This is a genomic window from Neisseria basseii (assembly GCF_962707005.1).
Lineage (GTDB): Bacteria > Pseudomonadota > Gammaproteobacteria > Burkholderiales > Neisseriaceae > Neisseria > Neisseria bergeri.
The window spans coordinates 148,023-173,354 of record NZ_CAUIXH010000001.1 but is presented as its reverse complement, the minus strand read 5'-3'; the positions used below and the strand labels follow the sequence as shown (position 1 = coordinate 173,354).

General features: G+C 50.0%; 23 protein-coding genes and 1 pseudogene. 9 read left to right on the top strand and 15 right to left on the bottom strand.

Annotation, left to right across the window (positions count from 1 at the left end; all coding sequences use genetic code 11):
* The first annotated feature begins 26 nt into the window (after positions 1–26).
* Entirely contained in the window at positions 27–629 is a 603-nt protein-coding gene (gene plsY, locus Q9I99_RS00925; RefSeq protein ID WP_301667749.1) for a glycerol-3-phosphate 1-O-acyltransferase PlsY, read from the top strand.
* A gap of 18 nt (positions 630–647) precedes the next feature.
* Here the strand turns inward: plsY and Q9I99_RS00920 are convergent, their stop codons facing one another.
* Positions 648–773 carry a hypothetical protein gene (locus Q9I99_RS00920; RefSeq protein ID WP_256864611.1) on the bottom strand — a complete coding sequence of 42 codons (126 nt, stop codon included), beginning with the start codon at positions 771–773 and terminating at the stop codon, positions 648–650.
* Here Q9I99_RS00920 and Q9I99_RS00915 point away from each other — a divergent pair.
* Both Q9I99_RS00915 and Q9I99_RS00910 read left to right on the top strand, forming a co-directional pair.
* A complete protein-coding gene (locus tag Q9I99_RS00915) occupies positions 717–1,562 on the top strand; it encodes a 23S rRNA (adenine(2030)-N(6))-methyltransferase RlmJ (RefSeq protein ID WP_301667750.1) in 846 nt (281 codons plus the stop codon). The genes Q9I99_RS00920 and Q9I99_RS00915 overlap by 57 nt on opposite strands.
* A 245-nt stretch (positions 1,563–1,807) precedes the next feature.
* Positions 1,808–2,782 carry a class 1 fructose-bisphosphatase gene (locus tag Q9I99_RS00910; protein WP_301667751.1) on the top strand — a complete coding sequence of 325 codons (975 nt, stop codon included), beginning with the start codon at positions 1,808–1,810 and terminating at the stop codon, positions 2,780–2,782.
* A gap of 158 nt (positions 2,783–2,940) precedes the next feature.
* Here Q9I99_RS00910 and Q9I99_RS00905 read toward each other — a convergent pair whose 3' ends face one another.
* Entirely contained in the window at positions 2,941–3,159 is a 219-nt protein-coding gene (locus tag Q9I99_RS00905) for an HP1242/YdcH family protein (protein ID WP_301667752.1), read from the bottom strand.
* Positions 3,160–3,369: 210 nt separating this feature from the next.
* Between Q9I99_RS00905 and glyA the strand changes: the two genes are divergently transcribed.
* Positions 3,370–4,620 (top strand): serine hydroxymethyltransferase, encoded by a 1,251-nt coding sequence (glyA, locus tag Q9I99_RS00900; RefSeq protein ID WP_301667753.1) that lies wholly within the window; start codon positions 3,370–3,372, stop codon positions 4,618–4,620.
* Positions 4,621–4,920: 300 nt separating this feature from the next.
* Here the strand turns inward: glyA and Q9I99_RS00895 are convergent, their stop codons facing one another.
* The 7 genes and pseudogenes from Q9I99_RS00895 to Q9I99_RS00865 form a co-directional block, all read right to left on the bottom strand.
* Positions 4,921–5,406, bottom strand: coding sequence for an immunity 42 family protein (locus Q9I99_RS00895; protein ID WP_301667754.1), 486 nt, complete (start codon positions 5,404–5,406; stop codon positions 4,921–4,923).
* Positions 5,407–5,486: 80 nt separating this feature from the next.
* Positions 5,487–5,753 (bottom strand): hypothetical protein, encoded by a 267-nt coding sequence (locus Q9I99_RS11520; protein ID WP_301667755.1) that lies wholly within the window; start codon positions 5,751–5,753, stop codon positions 5,487–5,489.
* Between the two features lie 18 nt (positions 5,754–5,771).
* A pseudogene (locus Q9I99_RS11515) lies at positions 5,772–6,342 on the bottom strand (hypothetical protein); the annotation flags it as partial.
* Between the two features lie 193 nt (positions 6,343–6,535).
* The gene (locus Q9I99_RS00880) at positions 6,536–7,000 is read right to left on the bottom strand and encodes a hypothetical protein (protein ID WP_301667757.1); all 465 of its coding nucleotides are present in this window, start codon (positions 6,998–7,000) and stop codon (positions 6,536–6,538) included.
* Between the two features lie 70 nt (positions 7,001–7,070).
* Complete coding sequence (locus Q9I99_RS00875) at positions 7,071–7,562, bottom strand: contact-dependent growth inhibition system immunity protein (RefSeq protein ID WP_301667758.1); 492 nt, start codon at positions 7,560–7,562, stop codon at positions 7,071–7,073.
* Between the two features lie 204 nt (positions 7,563–7,766).
* Positions 7,767–8,795, bottom strand: coding sequence for an anthranilate phosphoribosyltransferase (gene trpD / locus Q9I99_RS00870; protein ID WP_301667759.1), 1,029 nt, complete (start codon positions 8,793–8,795; stop codon positions 7,767–7,769).
* A gap of 63 nt (positions 8,796–8,858) precedes the next feature.
* Positions 8,859–9,449: an aminodeoxychorismate/anthranilate synthase component II gene (locus tag Q9I99_RS00865; protein WP_118996911.1), complete on the bottom strand. Its 591-nt coding sequence runs from the start codon at positions 9,447–9,449 to the stop codon at positions 8,859–8,861.
* A 409-nt stretch (positions 9,450–9,858) separates the two neighbouring features.
* Here Q9I99_RS00865 and znuD point away from each other — a divergent pair, with 409 nt between their 5' ends.
* Positions 9,859–12,147 carry a TonB-dependent zinc receptor ZnuD gene (gene znuD, locus Q9I99_RS00860; RefSeq protein ID WP_301667760.1) on the top strand — a complete coding sequence of 763 codons (2,289 nt, stop codon included), beginning with the start codon at positions 9,859–9,861 and terminating at the stop codon, positions 12,145–12,147.
* A 533-nt stretch (positions 12,148–12,680) separates the two neighbouring features.
* Here the strand turns inward: znuD and Q9I99_RS00855 are convergent.
* Positions 12,681–13,466 (bottom strand): phosphatidylserine decarboxylase, encoded by a 786-nt coding sequence (locus tag Q9I99_RS00855; protein WP_301667761.1) that lies wholly within the window; start codon positions 13,464–13,466, stop codon positions 12,681–12,683.
* A gap of 154 nt (positions 13,467–13,620) precedes the next feature.
* On the opposite strand from Q9I99_RS00855, the gene uvrA reads away from it, so the two are divergent.
* From uvrA to Q9I99_RS00835, 4 genes are all read left to right on the top strand, one after another.
* Positions 13,621–16,470, top strand: a complete 2,850-nt coding sequence (gene uvrA, locus Q9I99_RS00850) for an excinuclease ABC subunit UvrA (protein ID WP_301667762.1) — start codon at positions 13,621–13,623, stop codon at positions 16,468–16,470.
* A gap of 20 nt (positions 16,471–16,490) precedes the next feature.
* Positions 16,491–18,902: a hypothetical protein gene (locus Q9I99_RS00845; RefSeq protein ID WP_301667763.1), complete on the top strand. Its 2,412-nt coding sequence runs from the start codon at positions 16,491–16,493 to the stop codon at positions 18,900–18,902.
* 119 nt (positions 18,903–19,021) lie between these two features.
* Positions 19,022–19,321: a hypothetical protein gene (locus tag Q9I99_RS00840; RefSeq protein WP_301667764.1), complete on the top strand. Its 300-nt coding sequence runs from the start codon at positions 19,022–19,024 to the stop codon at positions 19,319–19,321.
* The gene (locus tag Q9I99_RS00835) at positions 19,293–19,622 is read left to right on the top strand and encodes an REP-associated tyrosine transposase (RefSeq protein WP_301667766.1); all 330 of its coding nucleotides are present in this window, start codon (positions 19,293–19,295) and stop codon (positions 19,620–19,622) included. The genes Q9I99_RS00840 and Q9I99_RS00835 overlap by 29 nt, the downstream gene beginning before the upstream one ends.
* 235 nt (positions 19,623–19,857) lie before the next feature.
* Here Q9I99_RS00835 and sucD read toward each other — a convergent pair whose 3' ends face one another.
* The 5 genes from sucD to odhB all read right to left on the bottom strand — a co-directional run bounded on the left by sucD (position 19,858) and on the right by odhB (position 25,272).
* Positions 19,858–20,748, bottom strand: coding sequence for a succinate--CoA ligase subunit alpha (gene sucD / locus Q9I99_RS00830; protein WP_002221113.1), 891 nt, complete (start codon positions 20,746–20,748; stop codon positions 19,858–19,860).
* Between the two features lie 10 nt (positions 20,749–20,758).
* Positions 20,759–21,925, bottom strand: a complete 1,167-nt coding sequence (gene sucC, locus Q9I99_RS00825; RefSeq protein ID WP_049330956.1) for an ADP-forming succinate--CoA ligase subunit beta — start codon at positions 21,923–21,925, stop codon at positions 20,759–20,761.
* Positions 21,926–21,996: 71 nt separating this feature from the next.
* Positions 21,997–22,284, bottom strand: a complete 288-nt coding sequence (locus Q9I99_RS00820) for a hypothetical protein (protein WP_002242554.1) — start codon at positions 22,282–22,284, stop codon at positions 21,997–21,999.
* 124 nt (positions 22,285–22,408) lie between these two features.
* Positions 22,409–23,842, bottom strand: coding sequence for a dihydrolipoyl dehydrogenase (gene lpdA / locus Q9I99_RS00815; protein ID WP_301667773.1), 1,434 nt, complete (start codon positions 23,840–23,842; stop codon positions 22,409–22,411).
* A 260-nt stretch (positions 23,843–24,102) separates the two neighbouring features.
* Complete coding sequence (odhB, locus tag Q9I99_RS00810) at positions 24,103–25,272, bottom strand: 2-oxoglutarate dehydrogenase complex dihydrolipoyllysine-residue succinyltransferase (protein ID WP_301667774.1); 1,170 nt, start codon at positions 25,270–25,272, stop codon at positions 24,103–24,105.
* Between the last annotated feature and the right edge of the window lie 60 nt (positions 25,273–25,332).

Sequence of the window (25,332 nt, the reverse complement as noted above, 5' to 3'; positions counted from 1 at the left end):
GCACCATTCTAAGTAAAGTACCGCAAATGTTCAACATACCGGCCGTCGCCGTTTCCTATCTGATCGGCTCACTTTCTTTCGCCGTCATCGTGTCCAAATATTACGGCATGGACGACCCGCGCACCTACGGATCGGGCAATCCGGGGGCAACCAATGTTTTACGCAGCGGCAAAAAAAAGGCGGCCGCGCTGACGCTCTTGGGCGATGCCGCCAAAGGTTTGGTTGCCGTTTTGCTTGCACGCGTGCTTCAAGAACCGCTCGGTTTATCCGACAGCGCAATCGCGGCCGTCGCACTCGCCGCGCTGGTCGGGCATATGTGGCCGGTGTTTTTCGGATTTAAGGGCGGCAAAGGCGTGGCAACGGCATTGGGCGTGCTTCTGGCACTCTCTCCTGCAACTGCCTTGGTCTGCGCGTTGATTTGGCTTGTGATGGCATTCGGCTTCAAGGTGTCCTCCCTTGCCGCGCTGGTCGCCACAACCGCCGCACCGGTCGCCGCATCCTTCTTTATGCCGCACGTCTCGTGGGTTTGGGCGACCGTCGCCATTGCTTTGCTGGTGCTGTTGCGGCACAAAAGCAATATCGGCAACCTGCTTAAAGGCAAAGAAGGCAAAATCGGCGAAAAACGCTGATTCGGCATTTGTTTTCCATTACGTCATGCCGTCTGAAACCATATTTCCGCGTTCAGACGGCATTTCCGCACAAACGGCTTTCATACCATGCTCAGTTACAGACACGCATTCCACGCCGGCAACCACGCCGATATGCTCAAACACTTCACCTTGTTTTTAGTGTTGCAATATTTCAACCGCAAAGACAAGCCCTACTGGTACATCGACACGCACGGCGGCGCGGGTTTGTACAATCTCGAAGACGGCGAGGCACAAAAAGTCGGCGAATACCGGCAAGGCATCGCCCTGCTCCGACAGGCGCAAAACCTGCCTGCCGAACTCTCTGACTTTGCCGCGCACATACAAAAAATCCTGCCCTCGCCCGAACTTTACTGCGGTTCTCCGTGGCTGGCGCAATCGCTGACCCGCGTCGGCGACAAATTGCGCCTGTTTGAGCTGCACCCTACCGACTTTATCCATCTGCAAAACAATATGGGCGAAGCAGGATTGGGCAAACGCGGACAAGTGTTGCGCGAAGACGGTTACAAAGGGCTGATTTCCCTGCTGCCGCCCCCGCCTCGCCGCGCCGCCGTCCTCATCGACCCGCCCTATGAGGAAAAACAGGACTACCGGCGTGTAACGGAAACGCTGAAAGCCGCTTTAAAACGTTTTGAGTCCGGCTGTTATCTCATCTGGTATCCCTGCCTCAGCCGGGAAGAAAGCCGCAAGCTGCCCGAAGAATTGAAAAAACTCCTGCCCGACAACTACCTTCACGCCGAACTGCACGTCCACGCGCCGAAAACCGACGGCTTCGGTATGCACGGCAGCGGAATGTTCGTCATCAATCCGCCCTATCTGTTGGCGGAACAATTGGCGGCAAACCTCCCCGCCCTCACACGGCTGCTGGCGCAAGACAAAGGCGCGCGCTACCTGTTGGACAGCAAAATCCGCTGACCCCAATGCCGTCTGAAACCCTTCAGACGGCATCTCCCGTCAAATAAACAAAACCGGACGATATACCGGCAGTCGGCACTTTTAAGAATAAATATCCCCTCATCCGCCTGCCGCGTTCCGACTTGCCCCATGCCGTTTTTTTACACTACAATCCCCTAGACTATCCTGCAAAACTCACCAAAGGAATACGCCACAATAACCTGCCGCCTTTCAGACGGCACAAACCTTTCCGAAACGAGCAAACTATGGACACACTGACCCGATTCCTCCCCGAACACCTGCAACAAAACCAGCTGCCCGAAGCACTCGGCGGCGTTTTACTGTCCGTTGTTTCCGCCTGCACCGAAATCAACGCCAAAGTCCGCCTCGGCGCACTGGCCGGCGTATTGGGTATGGCGGGCACAGGCAATATTCAGGGCGAAGACCAGAAAAAACTGGATGTTATCGCCAACAACATTATGATTGACACACTCAAAGCCAACCCTGCCGTTGCCGGTTTGGCAAGCGAGGAAGAAGACACTTTCGTAAGTGCCGGTGAAAACGGACGCTATCTCGTCCTATTCGACCCTTTAGACGGATCGTCCAATATTGATGTCAACATTTCCGTCGGTACGATTTTCTCCATCCTTGAAAAACCCGATGGCGAATTAAAAACCGAGTCCTTCTTGCAAGCCGGCCGGCACCAGCTTGCCGCAGGCTATGTCCTCTACGGGCCTCAAACCCAGCTCGTATTCACATTCGGACACGGCGTATATATGTTCACGCTCAATGCCGAAAACGAATTTGTGCTGACCAAAGAAAAACCGAAAGTACCCGAAAGTACCAAAGAATTTGCCATCAATATGTCCAACCGCCGCCACTGGCTGCCCCCCGTCCAACAATACATCGACGAACTCTTGGCAGGCGAAACCGGCACGCGCGGCAAAAACTACAATATGCGCTGGGTAGCCAGCATGGTTGCCGAAATCCACCGCATCCTGATGCGCGGCGGCGTGTTCATGTATCCGCAAGACAAACGCGACCCCGCCAAGCCCGGCAAACTGCGCCTGATGTACGAAGCCAACCCTATGAGCCTGATACTCGAACAGGCGGGCGCATCGGCAAGCAACGCCCATCAGGACATACTCGGCATCCGTCCCGAAAGCCTGCACCAGCGCGTCGCCGTCATTATGGGCAGCCGCGAAGAAGTGGATTACCTCAACCGCCTACATTCAAAATAAACAGGCTGCCTAACCGATAAAGAAAGGCGGCAGCGCGCATCCGACGCTGCCGCCGATATTTCGTACACAGCCTTAAAAAGATAGAAAACCGCCTTTCCGAACGGCAAAAATGCCGTCTGAAAACTTTTCAGACGGCATTTCAAAAACTCAAACCCGAATTATTTACCCGCCGCTTTTTGCAGAATGGCGTACAACTCGTCTTTCAGTTTCAATTTGGCTTTTTTCAGCTCATCGATGTTTTCCGCGCCGCTGGTAACCGGATTGTTGACCAGACCGGCGATTTTATCGTCCAGCTCGTTGTGTTCGTCGAACAGACGGGCAAAGTGGGAATCTTCCTGTTTCAATTTGGAAATCAAATCACGGTATTCTGGGAACATATCGTTTTCCTCTCTTGGTTTACGGTTAAAAAGTCAAACTGAATCTTTACATTAATTATAACAAATATAATATTTTTATCCAGTGTTTTATTACACACGGCAACACCGCCCGCAGAAAACCGCCCCACCGTCCGACAAAATCGTTGACAATCTTCCGCTTTACGCATAAATTTTCAATACTTAACCCTGACCACACAAAGGAATCAAGAGATGTTTTCAAAAAGCGTAACCATCACCCAATATGATCCCGAACTGGCGGCCGCCATTGCCCAAGAAGACCGCCGGCAGCAAGACCACGTCGAACTGATTGCATCCGAAAACTACGTCAGTTGCGCCGTGATGGAAGCGCAAGGTTCGCAATTGACCAACAAATACGCCGAAGGCTATCCCGGCAAACGCTACTACGGCGGCTGCGAATACGTCGATATTGTCGAACAATTGGCAATCGACCGCGTAAAAGAACTGTTTGGCGCAGCCTATGCCAACGTCCAACCCCACTCCGGTTCCCAAGCCAACCAAGCCGTATATGCTTCCGTTTTAAAACCGGGCGACACCATTTTGGGTATGTCTCTGGCGCACGGCGGACACCTGACCCACGGCGCGAGCGTCAATATTTCCGGCAAACTCTACAATGCCGTTACTTACGGCTTGGATGAAAACGAAGTCCTCGATTATGCCGAAGTCGAACGCCTCGCGCTCGAACACAAACCCAAAATGATTGTGGCGGGCGCGTCTGCCTACGCTTTGCAAATCGACTGGGCGAAATTCCGCGAAATCGCCGACAAAGTCGGCGCATACCTCTTCGTCGATATGGCGCACTACGCCGGACTGGTTGCCGGTGGCGAATATCCCAACCCTGTGCCGTTCTGCGACTTCGTAACCACCACCACCCACAAAACCCTGCGCGGTCCGCGCGGCGGCGTGATTTTGTGTCGTGACAATACCCACGAAAAAGCACTGAACTCTTCCATCTTCCCAAGCCTGCAAGGCGGCCCGCTGATGCACGTTATCGCCGCCAAAGCCGTAGCGTTTAAAGAAGCATTGCAACCCGAGTTCAAACAATACGCGAAACAAGTGAAAACCAACGCAGCCGCGATGGCGGAAGAACTGGTCAAACGCGGTTTGCGCATCGTTTCCGGCCGCACCGAAAGCCACGTTTTCCTCGTCGACCTACAACCGATGAAAATCACCGGTAAAGCCGCCGAAGCCGCTTTGGGCAAAGCGCACATCACCGTCAACAAAAACGCCATTCCGAACGATCCGGAAAAACCATTCGTTACCTCCGGCATCCGCATCGGCTCCGCTGCCATGACCACACGCGGTTTTAACGAAGCCGACGCGCGCGTATTGGCGAACTTGGTTGCCGACGTATTGGCAAATCCCGACGACGAAGCGAATCTGGAAAACGTCCGCAAACAGATTACCGCCCTCTGCGACAAATACCCCGTTTACGGCGCGTAAGCCTTTTTAAAAACCGATGCCGTCTGAAACCTTTTCAGACGGCATTTACTTAAAATCCAAGCTATTAAAAGGAAGTGTCCGACAGTTTGGACGATTTCGTTTTTGTTTTCACCGTGTCCAAATGTCCTGCCTATGGCTTCGGAGGCATAGTGCGCAGCGGCATTGACCGCGCTTTGTAACCCGCTGACTAGGTGTGTTAAACAAGACTATCTGAAACGGGTTTACGGTTTTCAGACGGCCTCTTAGCTCAAACCTTGAGAACCGCATGCGTGCGTTCCTCACACATGCTACTTGTTGAGTTTAGGTTTCATATGGGCGATGGTTTGCTGATTGGACTGAAATAAATTTGAATAACTCAACTATTATATTTCTATAATATTGCAAAGAAATTTCCTTCAACTTAAAAGACCCTTCATGCAGAGAATAAAACAGCCTAAATTTATCCTCTACAATCTCACACATCATTCTTAAACCATAATCCCCCAGCTCCGAAAGATAACAATACATGATATTTTCTTCACTTTCCTCTTCTTTTTCAAAATCAATATAATGCAATGAAAAATTACTTCCAGGAAACTTTTTACGTAACGCCTTATCTAAATTATCTTTTAAAGTCATTATTTCACTGTTTAACGTTAATACGGCCCCTTCCCCTGGATATGCTTTATCATCAATCCAGAATACAAGGGGACCCATGCAATAATCTCCATCTCTAATTAATATGTCTGTTTGTACGAAAAAATCTAGTTTATTTCCAAAAATCATTTTAAAACCTTTTCTTTCCAACCTAAATTTCTTAAATCAAATTTAACCTTATTTTTTAATTTTAATGGATTATTGACATCGCCTGTACTTCCATTCCAGTGTCATTGATTATTATGATCCCCTGAAAATCGATGAATATTTCCATATTCGTCTTTTGAAAATCGAACTGTCGAAGATGATGGTATTGGTTTAGACTTTATAAATAAGTCAAGTGAATTCTTCGGTCCTTTGCCAGCTTTTGGATTCCAACCTGAACCGCCTGGAGTGTGTTTTGAGTTCGATTTATAAGTAACAACTTCATTATCAAACTTAATTTTTACAGTTTCAGGTACAGAAGACCTACCCGCCTGCCCTTTAGATGCTCCCAAATCATTCTTTTGATGACTCTTCGACGCCAACGCCGTATCCGGAATCCTGCCCCCTTCGCAACATTGCCGTTTACAGGGATACGGATATTCCCAGCACCCGCCAATAAGGGATCGCTGCCGGTAACGGTCGGCTTGATGTTTTTCAGGTTGCGGATGCCTGCAAGAATCGGGACTTTTATCCTCGGATTGGGGTTGACAAGGCTCGTCAGTCCTTCGGCAACGTTCAGTGCAAGCTCTTCGTTTTTCCGCTCTTCTGCCTGATTTTGGTGTCTTTTGTCCCGCTGTGCAGCCAGCTCAGGTTGCGGTATTCGGGTTTGTCCTGTCGGCGGTATTCCTCAAACAGTTTCGGATCATTATAGGCTTGCGGATTTCTTGCGCCGTAGTTGCGCTAGTCACAAGTATAACCCGAGGCTTTGTCTTCGCCTTTCATTCCGATAAGGGATATGACGCTTTGGTCGGTATAGCCGTCTTGGGAATCTTTGTCCACCCAACGCAGTATCTGCCTGCGGATTCTCATTGCCGCTTCTTAACTGCTGATTTTTCTGCCTTCGCGTTTTTCAACTTCACGCTTGAGGGCTTCGGCATATTTGCCGAACTACGGTTGATTGGACAGTTTTAATTTATAAGGTGATGTAGGTTGCTTTTGTCTGATTGCTGTGGCTACTTGTTGAAAGAAAGGTCGTCTGAAAACGTATTTTTGTTGTTTCAGACGACCTCTTGGCTCAAACCTTGAGAACCGCATGCGTGCATTCCTCACACATGCTACTTATTGAGTTTAGGTTTCATATGGGCCACGGCTTGCTTTCCAAATATGCTTTTATTTCATACATTAGATTATTTATATTAGGGGAAACTACATTTCCTGTTTTTCCTATTACAAGTAGACAATTATATTTTATTGCCCAATCAATGGTTTTCTGAATAAATTTAGTATAATCAAATCTTAAATCAAGTTCACACTCTATATCATCTGGCCAAACGGTAAGACTATTACCAAAATTATCACAAAACATGATTGCGTCTTTATCCCAAGACTCTTTCAATTTAAGCTGTTTTTTTGCTTCATTTATTATTGATAATAATATAACATCATTATTGATAAAGTAATTTTCAAAACTTTTATTCTCATTAAAATTCTGAAAATTATTAGATCGATACTCATCAAGTATGATATCTTTATTTGCATTAAATTTATTTCTGATAGCGGCTGATGGGATAAGGTAGTACCGATAATTCCAAATTGCCATTTTTATTTACTCCTATATTTATTATCTAATGAACCCAATTCCCAGCTTTCAGACGACCTTTTGTCAAATATTATCGGCAGCGGCTCGATGCCAACTTTAAACCTGCTCCGATTTCTTCAGGGCTGTTATCCAATGATAAAATCACATCGTCTGCATCAATGGCATCCCACGCTTCCAGCTTGACATGGCGGCTCGGGCTGATTTTCAGGCAGCCGTTGTGCAGCCAAATATCCCCGCTCATCATGTTTTTAAATAGGGCGCGTCTGGTTTTATAGCCCAAGTTCCCGCATAGCTTGGCAACCCAATCCTCATAGCGTGGTTTAAAATTTTCCTGTTTTAAAAAATCAATACGTTCAGCTTCGTTGTCTAACGTCCTGCTGTTTGCCAACGCTTGCAAGACCGTCGTGCCTAAAGTTTCATTGTCGGTATCCAATGGCAGGATATGGGGGGGATATAGGTGGTCTGGAGCATATCGCCCAAATCCTGACCATGTTTGAATAATCAAGGCTCTTTCATTTGCCTTATAGCCAGCCCAATAATCTTGTTCTTGATTGAAAGTCATTTATTCGATCTCCGTAATTTTGACTGTAATGTTTCAATTTTTGGCATACTCTACCACACGTTGCAACTGCAATCTTTGCTCCTTTACAGCCCCAAAAGTTTTTATATAAATAAATTGCCCTCTCCATTCTTTTAACCCTGAAACACAAATGCCGTCTGAAGCCTTTCAGACGGCATTTGTTGCTTTATATTCTATTCTGCCTGCTTAGGCAAATTGCCGTGTAAAACCGACAAACTCCTCTTTTTTCGATTTTGCCCTACCTGAATCGATGGCTTCCCGTGCGGCAGATATGCCGTCTGAAAGCGAAGCAGCGATATTTCCGGCATATAGGGCGGCGGCGGTATTAAGCAATACGATATCGCGTGCCGCCCCTTCTCTTCCTTCCAGCACCTCGTTCATTTTCAACAAAGATTCCTGAGTATTGGCAACTTTGATTTCATCTAAATTGCGGCGGGTTTCGATACCGAAATCTTCTGGGCGGATGTCGTATTCGCTGATTTTTCCGTCTTTGAGTTCGGCAACGCGCGTTTTGCCCGTCAGTGTAATTTCATCCAAGCCGCCCTCCCCGCAAACAACCAAAACGTGTTTAGAACCGAGTTGTTGCAAGACCCGCGACAAAATGCCGCACAAATCGGTATGGAACACGCCCAAAAGCTGGTTCGGCGCGCCCGCAGGATTGGTTAACGGACCCAATATGTTGAAAATACTTCGGAAACCGAGCGAACGTCGTACCGGGGCGACATAGCGCATGGCACTGTGGTGATTGGGTGCGAACATAAACCCGATGCCGGTCTGGCTGATACTTTGGGCAATCTGTTCGGGAGTCAGGTTGAGGTTTGCACCCATTTGCTCCACCACATCCGCCGCGCCGCTGGAAGATGAAACGGAACGCCCGCCGTGTTTGGCAACCTTCGCGCCTGCTGCTGCGGCAACAAACATCGAAGTTGTCGAAATATTGAAGGTTTTCGCGCCATCCCCGCCCGTACCGACGATATCGACCAGCCCCTCTACATTCTCCAGCGGCACTTTTGTCGCAAACTCGCACATCACAGCTGCAGCCGCGGTAATTTCGGAAACGGTTTCAACCTTGATACGCAATCCTGTCAAAATGGCCGCTATCTGCTCCGGCGGAACCTGTCCGCTCATAATCTGACGCATCAAGTCGGTCATTTCATCGTAAAACAACTCATTATTGCTGATTAATCGTTCGATAGCCTGTTGCGGTGTAATCATTTTTTGTCCTCCGTTCAATATTCGGACGAAAATGCCGTCTGAAGGGCTTCAGACGGCATCATGTCAGATTTTTTGCGGTTTGAAGTTTTGAAATTCGATTAAAAAATTGTTCAACATATCATGTCCGTGTTCGGTCAAGAGGGCTTCGGGGTGGAACTGCACGCCCTCGACGGCATATTCCTTATGGCGCACGCCCATAATCTCTCCGTCTTCCGTCCAAGCCGTGATTTCCAAGCAATCCGGCAACGTGCCGCGTTCGATAACGAGGCTGTGATAACGCGTACAGGTAACCGGATTGGGCAAACCCTTAAACATCCCCTTGCCCGAATGGTACACGGGCGACACCTTACCGTGCATCAGCGTTTTGGCACGGACTATCCTGCCGCCGAACGCCTCGCCTATCGTCTGATGCCCGAGGCACACGCCCATAATCGGCAGCCTGCCGGCAAAATGGCGCATCGCCGCCACGGAAATCCCCGCTTCTTTGGGAGAACACGGGCCGGGTCCGATAACGAGATATTGCGGATTCAATGCCTCGATTTCCTCCAACGTAATATCATCGTTGCGGCGCACGGCAACTTCCTGCCCCAATTCTGCGAAATACTGGACGATGTTGTAAGTAAAACTGTCGTAATTGTCGATAAACAAAAGCATTTTGTGATTAACCTATTGATTTATAATTTGTTTATTATTAACTGCATTTCCGATACCCCTATCCATACCCCCTTATATCTTAGCGTGCCCGATGCGCCCTCGTGAATCTGGCGCAGAGCCTCGCGTTCTGACGAGTACGCCATTTTGCCACCTTTTCGACCGTTCGGGAACGTACCGTTTTTATGCCCTTATAAATTTTGGTTATCCGATAGCCAAATATAGCGGCGTTCGTGTTCACATCATTCACTTCCCTAAAATTAGGGTTAATACAAATTAACGCCATTAAATATCACAACCGTGTCATTTGAAAAACTTTTGCCTATGCCCTCTGAGTGTTCTCAAAATCTTATGATATAAAAAATGTAATGTTATATAATAACAAACTTTTGAAATGCGAAGAGAAGTCAAAATGACACAAACCACACTCAAACCCATTGTTTTATCTATTCTTTTAATCAGCACCCCTATCCTCTCCCAAGCGCATGAAACCGAGCAGTCGGTTGACTTGGACGAGGTTACCGTCGTCGGTAAAAGCCGTCCGCGCGCCACTTCGGGGCTGCTGCACGCTTCGACCGCCTCCGACAAAATCATCTCCGGCGATACCTTGCGCCAAAAAGCCGTCAACTTGGGCGATGCTTTGGACGGCGTACCGGGCATTCATGCCTCGCAATACGGCGGCGGCGCGTCTGCTCCCGTTATTCGCGGTCAAACAGGCAGACGGATTAAAGTGCTGAACCATCACGGCGAAACGGGCGACATGGCGGACTTCTCGCCCGACCATGCCCTGATGGTGGACAGCGCCTTGTCGCAACAGGTCGAAATCCTGCGCGGCCCGGTTACGCTCTTGTACAGCTCGGGCAATGTAGCCGGTTTGGTCGATGTTGCCGATGGAAAAATCCCCGAAAAAATGCCTGAAAACGGCGTATCGGGCGAAGCCGGATTGCGTTTGAGCAGCGGCAATTTGGAAAAACTGACGTCCGCAGGCATCAATATCGGCTTGGGCAACCACTTCGTGCTGCATACCGAAGGCTTGTACCGCAAATCAGGCGATTACGCCGTACCGCGCTATCAAAAAGAAGAAGGCCGTCTGAAACGCCTGCCCGACAGCCATGCCGATTCAAAAACAGGCAGCATCGGGCTGTCTTGGGTAGGCGAAAAAGGCTTTATCGGCGTGGCGTACAGCGACCGCCGAGACCAATACGGCCTGCCTGCCCACAGCCACGAATACGATGGTTGCAGCGCCGACATCATCTGGCAAAGTAGTTTGATTAACAAAGGCTATTTGCGGCCTTATCCGCACTTGTTGACCGAAGAAGACGTCGATTACGACAATCCGGGCTTGAGCTGCGGTTCTCACGACGGTGACGGTGCACACGCACACACCCACAGCGGCAGACCGTGGATAGACCTGCGCAACAAACGCTACGAACTCCGCGCCGAATGGAAGCAGCCGCTCCCCGGTTTTGAAGCCCTGCGCGTGCACCTGAACCGCAACGACTACCACCATGACGAAAAAGCAGGCGATGCAGTAGAAAACTTCTTCAACAACAAAACACACAACGCCCGTATCGAGTTGCGCCACCAACCCATAGGCCGTCTGAAAGGCAGCTGGGGCGTTCAATATTTACAACAAAAATCCAGTGCTTTATCTGCCACATCCGAAGCAGTCAAACAACCGATGCTGCTTGACAATAAAGTGCAACATTACAGCTTTTTCGGTGTAGAACAGGCAAACTGGGACAACTTCACGCTAGAAGGCGGCGTACGCATGGAAAAACAAAAAGCCTCCATCCAGTACGACAAAGCATTGATTGATCGGGAAAACTACTACAACCACCCCCTGCCCGACCTCGGCGCGCACCGCCAAACCGCCCGCTCATTCGCACTTTCCGGCAATTGGTATTTCACGCCACAACACAAACTCAGCCTGACCGCCTCCCATCAGGAACGCCTGCCGTCAACGCAAGAACTGTACGCGCACGGCAAACACGTCGCCACCAATACCTTTGAAGTCGGCAACAAACACCTCAACAAAGAGCGTTCCAACAACATCGAACTCGCGCTGGGCTACGAAGGCGACCGCTGGCAATACAATCTGGCACTCTACCGCAACCGCTTCGGCAACTACATTTACGCCCAAACCTTAAACGACGGACGCGGCCGCAAATCCATCGAAGACGACAGCGAAATGAAGCTCGTGCGCTACAACCAATCCGGCGCCGACTTCTACGGCGCGGAAGGAGAAATCTACTTCAAACCGACACCGCACTACCGCATCGGCGTTTCCGGCGACTATGTACGAGGCCGTCTGAAAAACCTGCCATCCCTGCCCAGCAGGGGGGATGGCAACGACAAGCGTCCCTTCATCGCACAAGCCGACCAGAACGCGCCCCGCGTTCCGGCTGCGCGTCTCGGCGTTCACCTGAAAGCCGCGCTGACCGACCGCATCGATGCCAATTTGGACTACTACCGCGTGTTCGCCCAAAACAAACTCGCCCGCTACGAAACGCGCACGCCCGGACACCATATGCTCAACCTCGGCGCAAACTACCGCCGCAATACGCGCTATGGCGAGTGGAATTGGTACGTCAAAGCCGACAACCTGCTCAACCAATCCGTTTACGCCCACAGCAGCTTCCTCTCTGATACGCCGCAAATGGGCCGCAGCTTTACCGGCGGTGTAAATGTGAAGTTTTAAAATCGGACAGGCAAACAAAAAAGGTTTTCAGACGGCAGTCTGAAAACCTTTTTTTAATCAATTTTTTAGGAAATATGGCAAAGACAAAGAACAAACCACTATGCCATCATTCCCATTTTTTTTGTTTCATCATTCTTACTTTCACGCCGTCATTCTCGCAAAAGCAGAAAAATCAAAAGCAGAAACCCAAGATCCCGTCATTCCCGCGCAGGCGGGAATCCAATTCGTTCGGTTTCAGCCGTTTCCGATAAATCACTGTAACGTTAAGTTTCCAGATTCCCACTTTCGTGGGAATGACGGCGTAAAGGTTTCTGTTTTTTAAGTTTTAGGTAACTAATGAGTCGTCATTCCCGCGCAGGCGGGAATCCAATTCGTTCGGTTTCAGCCGTTTCCGATAAATCACTGTAACGTTAAGTTTCCAGATTCCCATTTTCGTGAACATAACGGTGTAAACATTAGCAAAAATTCAAAAAACCAAACTTCCTCATTCGTGTGAATGATGGTACTGATATTTTCTATTTCAGTTCGCAAAATTAATCTTTCAACACATCTTGCACAGCCGCTTGAATCTTGGCAGCAGCAGCTTCAATTTGCTGCTGTTCGGCAGATGGGTTTGCCGCTGTTTCAACCGGAGCAGTTTGTAAAGCAGGCTCAGATTCAGTTTGCGGCGCAGTCAGCGGTAAACGCGCCAATACAGTGCTGACGCCGTTTACTTTATCGCCAATCGCCACTTGCGCCTGCGCGTCAACCGGCAGATACATATCCACGCGCGAACCGAAGCGGATAAAGCCGTAGCGTTCGCCACGGGACAGTTTCGCACCTGCCTGGGTGTAGCACAAAATACGGCGCGCCACCAAACCGGCCACTTGAACAAACGTAATTTCACGACCTGAAGCCGTAGTCGCCAAAACCGCGTTGCGTTCGTTTTCCGTGCTGGCTTTGTCCAAATCCGCATTCACGAATTTGCCTTTGTTATAGACCACTTTCGTTACCGTACAATCAGCAGGCGATTTTTGAGAATGCACGTTGAACACGTTCATAAAAATACTGATTTTCAAAGCATCGACATCACGATACGGATCGCGTGCGCGCTCAACCACCACGATACGGCCGTCAACCGGACTCAACACCGCTTCAGGGTTTTGCGGAATCTCACGCGCAGGATCGCGGAAAAACTGCAATGCAAATACGGTAAACACCCAAAACGGCAAAGACCACCAGCCGCAGCACATCAACACCAGCAGGCTCAAAGCCAAACCGCCGCCGATAATCGGCCAGCCCTCACGGGCGATAATCGGGTGGGGGTAAAGACGGTTCATTTGTCATCCTTTTATTCAAGCGGGTTAAAATTGCCGCCATTATAACGGAATCCGCCGCATTCCGCCGACAAATGCCGTCTGAACGCGGCTTCAGACGGCATCCGAGAAAGTGCTACAATATCGGTTTTCCTTTATTTTTCAGGCGGCATCCATTATGTGCAACCATCATCCCCAACATTCGCACGACAACGACACCATCCGCATCCGCGGCGCGCGCACGCATAATTTGAAAAACATCGATTTGGACATTCCGCGCCACAAGCTCGTGGTGGTAACAGGATTGTCGGGCAGTGGCAAGTCGTCGCTGGCGTTTGACACGCTGTATGCCGAAGGGCAGCGGCGTTATGTCGAGAGCCTGTCCGCCTATGCGCGGCAGTTTTTGCAGATGATGGACAAACCTGATGTCGATTTGATCGAAGGCCTGTCGCCCGCGATTTCCATCGAGCAGAAATCCACCAGCCACAATCCGCGTTCCACCGTCGGTACGGTTACGGAAATCCACGATTACTTACGCCTTTTGTACGCCCGCGTCGGCACGCCGTATTGCCCCGAACACAATCTGCCGTTGTCGAGCCAGACCGTATCGCAGATGGTCGATGCCGTCTTAAAACTGCCGGAAGACACGCGCGTGATGATTCTGGCACCGTCGGTGCGCGAGCGTAAGGGCGAGTTTGTCGATTTCTTTGCCGACTTGCAGGCGCAGGGTTTTGCGCGGGTACGCGTGGACGGCGAAGTCTATCAGCTTGACGAAGTTCCGAAGCTGGAAAAAAACATCAAGCACAATATCGACGTGGTCATCGACCGCGTGAAAGTGAAGGCGGACATCAAGCAGCGGCTGGCGGAAAGTTTTGAAACCGCGCTGCGCCACGGCAACGAGCGCGCACTGGCGATGGAAATGGACAGCGGCGAAGAACATTGGTTTTCCGCACGTTTCGCCTGCCCCGTATGTTCGTACAGCCTGCCCGAACTGGAGCCGCGCCTTTTTTCGTTCAACAACCCGATGGGTTCCTGCCCGACTTGCGACGGCTTGGGCAACACCAATTTCTTCGACCCCGAAAAAGTGGTCGCCCACCCCGAATTGTCGCTGGCCTCGGGCGCGATTGACGGCTGGGACAAGCGCAACCAGTTCTATTTCCAAATGATTCAATCATTGGCGCGGTATTACGGTTTCGATGTGCAGGCTGCTTGGGAAACGCTGCCTGAAAAAGTGAAAAAAGTCGTGTTGCACGGATCAGGCAAAGAAGTCATTGATTTCACTTACCTATCCGAACGCGGCACCACCTTCAACCGCAGCCACGCCTTCGAAGGCATCATCCCCAATCTCGAACGCCGCTACCGCGAAACCGACAGCGAAACCGTGCGCGAAAAACTGCGCGAATACCAAAACCACCGCGCCTGCCCAAGCTGCGGCGGCGCACGTTTGCGCAAAGAAGCGCGCTACGTTTACGTCAGCGGCGAACCCTTGCACGAAGTCTCCGCCTGGCCGCTGACCAAAACCCACCAATTCTTCGAAACGCTGGATTTGGACGGCAACAAAAAACAAATCGCCGAAAAAATCCTCAAAGAAATCACCGAGCGGCTCGGCTTCCTGATTAACGTCGGGCTGGATTACCTGAATTTAAGCCGCTCCGCCGAAACCCTTTCCGGCGGCGAAGCCCAGCGCATCCGCCTCGCCAGCCAAATCGGCAGCGGCCTGACCGGCGTGATGTACGTTTTAGACGAACCTTCCATCGGCCTGCACCAGCGCGACAACGACCGCCTGCTCGCCACACTCAAACGCCTGCGCGATTTAGGCAACAGCGTGATTGTGGTCGAACACGACGAAGACGCCATCCGCGAAGCCGATTTCGTCGTCGATATGGGTCCCGGCGCGGGCGAACACGGCGGCAACGTACTGATTGCCGACACGCCCGAAAACGTCGCCAAATGCGAAAAATCCGTTACCGGACAATACCTCAGCGGCAAAAAATCCATTGCCGTGCCGTCTGAACGCACGCCCGTCAATCTCGACCGAATGCTCGTCCTCAAAGGCGCGCGCGGCAACAACCTCAAAAACGTTACCCTCGAATTGCCGCTCGGTTTGATTACCTGCATCACCGGCGTATCCGGCAGCGGCAAATCCACCCTGATTAACGACACCCTCGCCAAAATTACCGCCCGCGAACTCAACCGCGCCCAAGAAGAGCCCGCCCCATACGACGACATCCACGGCCTCGAACACCTCGACAAAGTCATCAACGTTGACCAATCCCCCATCGGCCGCACCCCGCGCTCCAACCCCGCCACCTACACCGGCCTGTTCACCCCCATCCGCGAACTCTTCGCCGGCGTACCCCTCTCGCGCGAACGCGGCTACAACGTCGGCAGATTCTCCTTCAACGTCAAAGGCGGCCGCTGCGAAGCCTGCCAAGGCGACGGTGTGATCAAAGTTGAAATGCACTTCCTGCCCGACGTGTACGTCCCCTGCGAAGTCTGCCACGGCAAACGCTACAATCGCGAAACCCTCGAAATCCAATACAAAGGCAAAAACATCAGCCAAGTCCTTGACATGACCGTTGAAGAAGCCCGCGAATTCTTCGACGCCGTCCCCACCGTATCGCGCAAACTGCAAACCCTGATAGACGTAGGCCTAGGCTACATCCGCCTCGGCCAGTCCGCCACCACCCTCTCCGGCGGCGAAGCCCAACGCGTCAAACTCGCCCTCGAACTCTCCAAACGCGACACCGGCAGAACGCTCTACATCCTCGACGAACCCACCACCGGCCTGCACTTCGCCGACATCGCCCTGCTGCTAGAAGTGATAGGCCGTCTGAAAGGCAAAGGCAACTCGATTGTGATTATCGAGCATAATCTGGACGTGATTAAAACTGCAGATTGGATTGTGGACTTAGGGCCGGAGGGCGGCGATGGGGGGGGCAGGATTATTGCTTCAGGTAGCCCTGAGCAGGTGGCGAAGGTTAAGGGGAGTTATACTGGAAAATACCTGAAACCCATGTTGAAATAGTCAAATTTTGGAGAACGGAAATGACTTTGTATCAGAGTCTGCAAAACGCAAAAAGTGAAGAAGATGTCAAAGATGCCTACATTGCCGCGCTGAAGCTCAAAAAAGTAACCAAAGGTCTGATTGACATTCAAACTGAAGAAATATGGTTTGAAGCCAAACATAAGCCCACCGATGTGTACACAATGTTTACACAACTGTTATATTACGTCTGCCATGCCTACAATAAAGGTAATCATCTAAAATCCCTATTTTTGCCTCCTTTGCTTTGCGTCATCGACAACGAAAAAGCCGCACTGATGTCCACTGAAAGCATCACACCGATTTTCAAAGACAAAAAAATCGCATGGGGTAAATCCGCTAGCCAAGTCAGCCGAGAACTCATCGCCCAAGTCTCGCCGTATATCAACGACCACTTTATCGTTTACCACATTGCTGAGAGTGAAGCCGAATTTATCCAAGCCGTCAAAGACAGCATCAAAAACGGCGGCATTGTCCGAACACAAATCACTCCCGACAATTTGAAAAAAGTTTTCGACAGTTGGGTAGAAATGGTCGGAAGGGAATTGAAAGACCTATCCAACCCAGCCGATTATGCCCTTCTGTTTTACGCCGACATCATGCACGATGGCAAGAAAGCCGTTATTGGCAGGGAATTGGATACCAGACTGGTCATTATCGATGAAAAGCCTGCCTTTTATTTGCGTGGAGAACTGTTGGAGCTTGCCAGCATCAAAGGCTACCGCGAGTTTTGGAATATTTACCACCGTCCGCCCGCTGAAGAACACCGCAACTATCTGATGGAACGGCGCGACCAGCTTATCCCATTGGACGAGCGACAATTCAAAGGCGCGTATTACACACCGCTCAAAGTAGTTGAAAAAGCATATGAATTATTAAGCGATACACTGGGTAAAAACTGGCAGAAAAACTACATCGTATGGGATATGTGCTGCGGCGTAGGCAACCTCGAAACCAAACACGGCAACCGGCGCAACGTGTTCATGTCCACACTCGACCAAGCCGACATTAACGTCATGCAGACAAGTGGACAGTTTCCCGCCGCTACCCGCTTCCAATACGACTATCTCAACGACGATATTGCCGAAGATGGCAGCATTGATTACAGCCTGACAGGCAAAATTCCGTCTGAACTGCGCGAAATCATCCAAACGGCAAAAGCTGACAAGAAGAAAAAGATTCTGGTACTGATTAATCCGCCTTATGGTGAAGCGGCAAGTGCGGATACAGTAAGCGGATCGTCAAAAAATAAAACCGGTATTTCTCACAACAAAATTGCTAAAACCTTACCTGATCTGGGCTACGCCACACGCGAACTGTTCGTACAGTTTTTATTGCGTATCCAATGTGAACTGCCGAATGCCGTCATCGCCATATTCAGCACATTGAAATATATTTCCGCACCGAATTTTGAGCCGTTCCACGAAATTTGGCAGCCGAAATTCCTAAACGGGTTTGTAGTCCACAGCAAAAGTTTTGACGGACTGAAAGGCGATTTCCCCATCGGTTTTTTGATTTGGGACTTGTCCAAAAAAGGTAAGGAAACCGTTTTCAAGCTACCTGCATTTGATAAAAAATGCGAAGCCTTCGGCGAAAAAAAATTTTATATTGAAACAGAACAGCCGTCTTTAAACGAATGGATAGAACGCGCTAAACCTAATGATATGGACGCATTGCCGCTGAAAAATGCTTTGTCCCCGCCCGAAAAAAACACAGGCGATATTCGTGGCAGAAAATGGGCGGATAATGCAATCGGCGGCATGATGTGCAAGGGTAATGATTTTCAAAATGCAGGAAAATCAACTGCCTTGTTTTCATCCGGTTATTGCAGCGCAGGTGGTTTTTTAGTAACAAAGGACAATTTGAAAAAAGCTGCTGTTGTATTTACCGCCCGCCGTATCATCAAACCCACATGGCTCAACGACCGTGACCAATTCTTGCAGCCGTCTGAAAAACTGCCCGAAAGTTTCTACACCGATTGTTTGCTGTATATGCTCTTTTCCAACAGTAACCTCACCGCCGGCACAGCAAAAGACACACTGGAATGGAACGGTAAGAAATGGCAGCTGACCAACCATTTTATCCCCTATACCGAAGAACAGGTAGGTGCAAAAAACAAATTCTACTCCCACTTTATGTCCGACTATTTGGAAAACAAAAAACTTTCCAAAGAAGCTAAAGCCGTTTACAACGAAGGGCTGAAACTGTGGGAAGCATTTTACACCGCAGATATTGAGCGCAAAATCCGCGATGAATATCTACTGGACAATGCCGATGCAGGTTGGTATCAGATCCGAAACGCATTGAAAAAAGCTTCTCCTCAAACAGATTTCTCTAAATTCGAAGAAGCATATACCAAGCTTGCCAACAAACTCGAACCGCTGGTTTACAAATATGGTTTTTTGAAAGAATAGCAAGTCGTGGCCTGCATACCCGACCCACCGCGTGCGTGGCTGTGCCACACGCCCTACCTGTGAATTACACGGAACTTCAAAGCCAACGTGTAGGGTGTGTGCGGTACGCACGCAGTTGCTTGATTGACGGTTTGCCATTTCAACTTTTAACTTCGTTGAAGCTAGCCCTTTCAGACGACCTCCAATGTTGTCTGAAAAACATCAGCTTCAACAAAGTCAAAACCTTAAACAACAAACCCTTCTTTCTCGAACACCCAAACCACAAACAAAATCCTATGGCGCGTTATCGCAGAAACTTCATTACCGGCGGCACATTCTTTTTCACTGTCAAACCCTCCGCCCCGAAATCGCGCCTGCTTGTCGGATATATCGACTTCGCGGGCAGCCTATATGGATGTGCAAAAACAATATCCCTTTGAAACCGTCGCCGTATGCGTACTGCCGAACCACATTCACACCATTTGGACGCTGCCGCCCGACGATGCAGATTATTCCCTATCCCGGCGGCTGATTAAAACCAAATTCTCCGCATATTCCCCTCATACTAAAAACTTATCCGCCGGCAAACAGCGGCGGCACGAACGCGGTATCTGGCAACGGCGTTTTTACGGACACACCGTGCGCGACGAAACGGATTTGCAGCGTTGCGCGGACTACATCCATTCCAATCCTATCAAACAAAAAATATCGCGTGCTAAAATAGAATCCTGCAAAAAATAATATCAGTCTTTTCAAATGCGATACTTATCATTCCCCGACTCCAAACAAGGCGTGTGCAACCTGACTTACAGGTTTGCTCCTGTTTGACCGATAAATATTCTGACTGCCTCAAAGGGGAAAAAATAATGTGGGTATGTTGAGGCTGCCTCTTTTTGAAATAACAAACAAAATGCCGTCTGAAACCCGATTTCCGGTTTCAGACGGCATTTGATGTTCAATCAGTTGTCAAACCTGATTATGCCAAACCTTTTGCTTTCAACACTTCCAGCATCGTCGTGCCCAACTCGGCAGGGCTGCGGGTGTAAGCGATACCGGCTTTTTCAAACGCGGCGAATTTTTCTTCGGCAGTACCTTTACCGCCGGAGATAATCGCACCGGCGTGGCCCATACGTTTGCCTTTAGGAGCGGTAACACCGGCAATGTAACCGACAACAGGTTTGGTTACATTGGATTGGATGTATTCGGCTGCTTCTTCTTCCGCAGTACCGCCGATTTCACCAATCATGATGATGGCGTCGGTATCGGGGTCTTCTTGAAAGAGTTTCAGCGCGTCGATTTGGTTCATACCCGGAATCGGGTCGCCGCCGATACCGATACAGGTTGATTGACCCAAGCCCAGTTTGGTGGTTTGTGCTACGGCTTCGTAAGTCAATGTACCGGAACGGGAAATAATACCGATTCGGCCCGGAGTGTGGATGTGGCCCGGCATAATACCGATTTTGCACTCACCCGGAGTAATCACGCCTGGGCAGTTAGGGCCGACCAAGCGGGTACCGTTGCCGTTGGTTTCCAAATAACGTTTGGCTTTGAGCATGTCCAGAGTCGGCACGCCTTCGGTAATCACAACGACCAAGCCTACGCCAGAATCAACCGCTTCAACGATAGAATCCAAAACAAACGGAGCGGGAACGTAAATTACAGATGCATCCGCGCCGGTTTCTTTAACGGCTTCTTTCATGGTGTTGAATACAGGCAGGTTCAGGTGGGTTTGACCGCCTTTGCCCGGGGTAACGCCGCCGACAACTTTAGTGCCGTAAGCCAGAGCTTGTTCGGAGTGGAAAGTACCGTTTTTACCGGTGAAACCTTGAACCAATACTTTGGTGTCTTTATTAATCAATACGCTCATTCTTTTCTCCTTAGGCGTTTACGGCTGCGACAATTTTTTCGGCTGCGTCATTCAGGCCGTCTGCAGAAGTCAGTTTCAGACCTGATTCGTTCAGGATTTTCGCGCCGAGTTCGGCGTTGTTACCTTCCAAACGAACAACGACAGGAACGTTGACGTTGATTTCTTTAACGGCTGCCACGATGGCTTCCGCAATCATGTCGCAACGTACGATACCGCCGAAGATGTTGATCAATACGCCTTTAACGGATTTGTCTTCCAAAATCAGTTTGAACGCTTCAACTACGCGGTCTTTAGTTGCGCCGCCGCCAACGTCCAAGAAGTTGGCAGGTTGGCCGCCTTTCAGTTTGATGATGTCCATAGTGGCCATCGCCAAACCGGCACCGTTAACCATACAGCCGATGTTGCCTTCCAGGGCAACATAGTTCAGGTCGAATTCGGAAGCTTTCAGCTCACGTTCGTTTTCTTGAGATTTGTCGCGCAAAGCGGCAATTTTCGGCAGGCGGTAGAGCGCGTTGCTGTCGATACCGATTTTGCCGTCCACACAGGCCAAGTCGCCATTTTCGCGAACTGCCAATGGGTTTACTTCAAACAGGGCGAAGTCGTTTTCGATAAACGCTTTGTACGCGCCGGTCATCAGTTTGACGAACTCGTTGATTTGTTTGTCTTTCAAGCCCAGTTGGAAGGCAACTTCGCGAGCTTGGCAAGGTTGCAGGCCGACCAGCGGATCAACGGTTACTTTGAAGATTTTTTCTGGAGTTTCGGCAGCAACTTTTTCGATTTCCACGCCGCCTTCGGTAGAAGCCATGAATGTAACGCGGCGGGTAGAACGGTCAACCACTGCGCCCAAGTACAGCTCGGTTTGAACCGGATACATGTCTTCGCAAACCAAAACGCTGTTGACAGGTTGGCCGTTGGCATCGGTTTGGTAAGTTACCAAGTTGGTGCCAATCAGGCTTTCAGCCACTTCTTTAGCTTCTTCGCGGCTTTTAACGACTTTTACGCCGCCCGCTTTACCGCGGCCGCCGGCGTGTACTTGTGCTTTGACAACAGCGAATTTGCCGCCCAATTTGTCGTAAGCTGCAGCGGCTTCTTCGCCGTTGTGTGCCAAAATACCGCCTTGTACGGGCAAACCGTAGCTAGCCAGCAGTTCTTTAGCCTGATACTCGTGTAAATTCATGGATTTCTCCTTAAGGTGAGTGGGTTTTAGGAATCGCCCTGCGGCCAATCCCATATTTTCAGACGGCCCTACTATTTACTGAAGGGCAACCACATCCGCGCCAGCAGATACATGGTTGCGCCGCCTCCTCCGAGAATAAAAAAGACAATGCCTTTTTTACGCGAATTCGGGCAGAGCAGATAAACGGCAAGGCTGAAACTGATAAACAACAATGCCACGCGCCAAACCAATTCTTTATCTTTGAAACGGTTGAGCGTATAAGTTTCGGTCATCATCACATACATTTGCCACAATGCAGCCATACACATGCTGATGATGCCCGCCGGTATAAAGAAAATACCGACTATTTCTTTGTTCATAATGAATGTAAATGCTGTGTGTTTGTCTGACGGAATTATAAATCAGAAAACGAAGCTATCGAAACATTCAATTTGTCGAAGGCCTTAAGGCCGTCTGAAAAGTTTCAGACGGCCTTAATGTCTATCAACCGTGCAAAGCGCGTTTGTCGGCCGCCAAGGCAGCTTCGTGAACCACTTCGGACAAGGTTGGGTGGGCATGGATAATGCGGGCGATGTCTTCGCTGCTGGCGAAGAATTCGAGCGCAGTCACGCCTTCGGTAACCAATTCGCTGACAACCGGGCCGATCATGTGTACGCCCAAGATGCGGTCGGTTTTGGCATCTGCCAATACTTTAACCGTACCTTTGGCTTTGCCCATGGCCAATGCACGACCGTTTGCACCGAAACCTGAAGTACCTTTTTTGTACTCCACGCCTTCGGCTTTGAGCTGCTCTTCGGTTTTGCCCACCCAAGCGATTTCAGGGTCGGTATAAATCACGAACGGTACGTTGTTGAAGTCGATATGCGGTTTTTGACCGGCAATGCGCTCGGCAACGGCAACGCCTTCATCGCTGGCTTTGTGTGCCAACATCGGGCCGCGGACCACGTCGCCGATTGCCCATACGTTAGGCAGGTTGGTACGGCATTCGCCGTCCACTTTGATAAAGCCGCGCTCGTCTTTTTCCAAGCCTACGGCTTCGACGTTCAGGCCTTTGGTGTTTGGAATACGGCCGATGGCAACGATCAGTTTGTCGAATACTTCGGTTTTGGCTTCGCCGGCAGCAGTTTCGTAAGCAACGGAAACGCCCTTGCCTTCAGATTTGATGTCGCCGATTTTCACGCCCAATTCGATGTTCAAACCTTGCTCTTTGGTAAAGTATTTGAAGGCTTCTTTGGCGATTTGTTGGTCAGCGGCAGCCAGGAAGGTCGGCGCAGCTTCAAGAATGGTAACTTCCGCACCCACGCGGTTCCATACGGAACCCATTTCCAAACCAATCACGCCGGAACCGATCACGCCGAGTTTGGCAGGCACTTCGGTCAGGTTCAATGCGCCTTCGTTGTCCAATACGTTCACGTTGTCGATGGCGACTTGTGGCAGCGGACGCGGTACGGAACCGGTGGCTACGATGACGTGTTTGGCTTCGATAACGGTTTTCTCACCTTTGTTATCGACTTCGATTTGGTAAGCATCGCCATTTTTACCGGCAAAGGAAGCAGTACCGAACAGGCTGGTTACTTTGTTTTTTTGGAACAGGAATTTCACGCCGCCGGTCAGTTTGGTCACGATGGCATCTTTGCGCTCAATCATTTTGGCCGCGTCGAATTTTACGTCGCCGACAGTGATGCCGTGTTCGGCAAACTCGTGTTGCGCTGCGTGGAAATGTTCGCTGGATTGCAACAGGGCTTTAGAAGGGATACAGCCTACGTTCAAGCAAGTACCGCCCAAGGCAGGGGCATCGCCAGCTTTGTTGACGCCTGCATCGACGCAAGCGGTTTTGAAACCTAGTTGCGCGGCACGGATGGCGGCAACGTATCCGCCCGGGCCTGCACCAATCACTACTACATCATATTGAGACATCGTGTCATCCTTTGCTTTTGGCAGTATCTCAAAATAAAAACGATACTTTTTTGTTTCTTTTTTATTTTGAATGACTGCGTTTTGATGGTTTTAAGAAAAGGCCGTCTGAAAGTCCATATCTGTCGATTCATTCGAATCAAATGTTTCAGACGGCCTCAATCGTTCGTTGAGCCTATTGTAGCACGATACTACATTACGCTACATCTAAATAAAATTTCAGACGGCCTTTTCATTAATAAATAAAAGGCCGTCTGAAACGATTACAGATCCAACAGCAGGCGGGCTGGGTCTTCCAACGCGTCTTTAATGGCTACCAAGGTCAATACAGCTTCGCGGCCGTCAATGATACGGTGGTCGTAAGACAGAGCCAGATACATCATTGGACGGACAACAACTTGGCCGTTTTCAACCACAGCGCGCTCTTTAGTAGCGTGCATACCCAAAATCGCAGATTGAGGCGGGTTGATGATCGGAGTGGACATCATAGAACCGAAAGTACCGCCGTTGGTAATACTGAATGTACCGCCGGTCAAATCTTCGATAGCGATTTTACCGTCTTTGGCTTTTTTCGCGTAATCAACAATTGCTTGTTCGATGTCGGCAATGCTCATTTGGTCGGCATCGCGCAGGATGGGCACAACCAAACCGCGTGGGCTGCCAATCGCGATACCGATGTCGAAGTAGCCGTGGTACACGATGTCTTTGCCGTCAACAGAAGCATTCACAACCGGGTATTTTTTCAGGGCGGCGACAGCGGCTTTGACGAAGAAGGACATAAAGCCCAATTTCACGCCGTGTTCTTTCTCGAATTTTTCTTTGTACTTCGCACGCAAGTCCATGATTGGTTTCATGTTGACTTCGTTGAATGTGGTCAGAATGGCGTTTTCCTGTTGAGAAGCCAAGAGGCGTTCTGCAACACGGGCACGCAGGCGACTCATTGGTACACGTTCTTCAGGACGTGCGCCGGCAGGAAGTGCAACAGCAGGAGCAGCGGCTGCGGCAGGTTTAGCAGCGGCATTTTGTACGTCTTCTTTCAATACGCGACCGTCACGGCCGGAACCTTGCAATGCATTTACGTCTACACCGGCCTCGGCAGCCAGTTTGGCAGCGGCAGGCATAGCGGCGTTGTTTTGTGCGGCAGCTGGGGCTGCTTCGGCAGGCGCGGCGGCTGGGGCTTCAGCGGCGGCAGTAGCAGCGGTATCGATGCGTGCCAAAACTTGGTCTGCGACAACGGTTTCACCGTCTTGCGCTACGATTTCAACCAATACGCCGGCTTGTGGAGAAGGTACTTCCAAAACCACTTTGTCAGTTTCGATATCGATCAGGATTTCGTCACGGGCAACTGCTTCGCCAACTTTTTTCTTCCATTCCAAGAGCGTACCTTCAGATACGCTTTCAGACAGCATAGGTACTTTTACATCAATAATCATTTTGTGTCTCCAATGGCCCTTTCAGACGGCCTGTTGTGTGTTTTTAATTCTGCATATGGG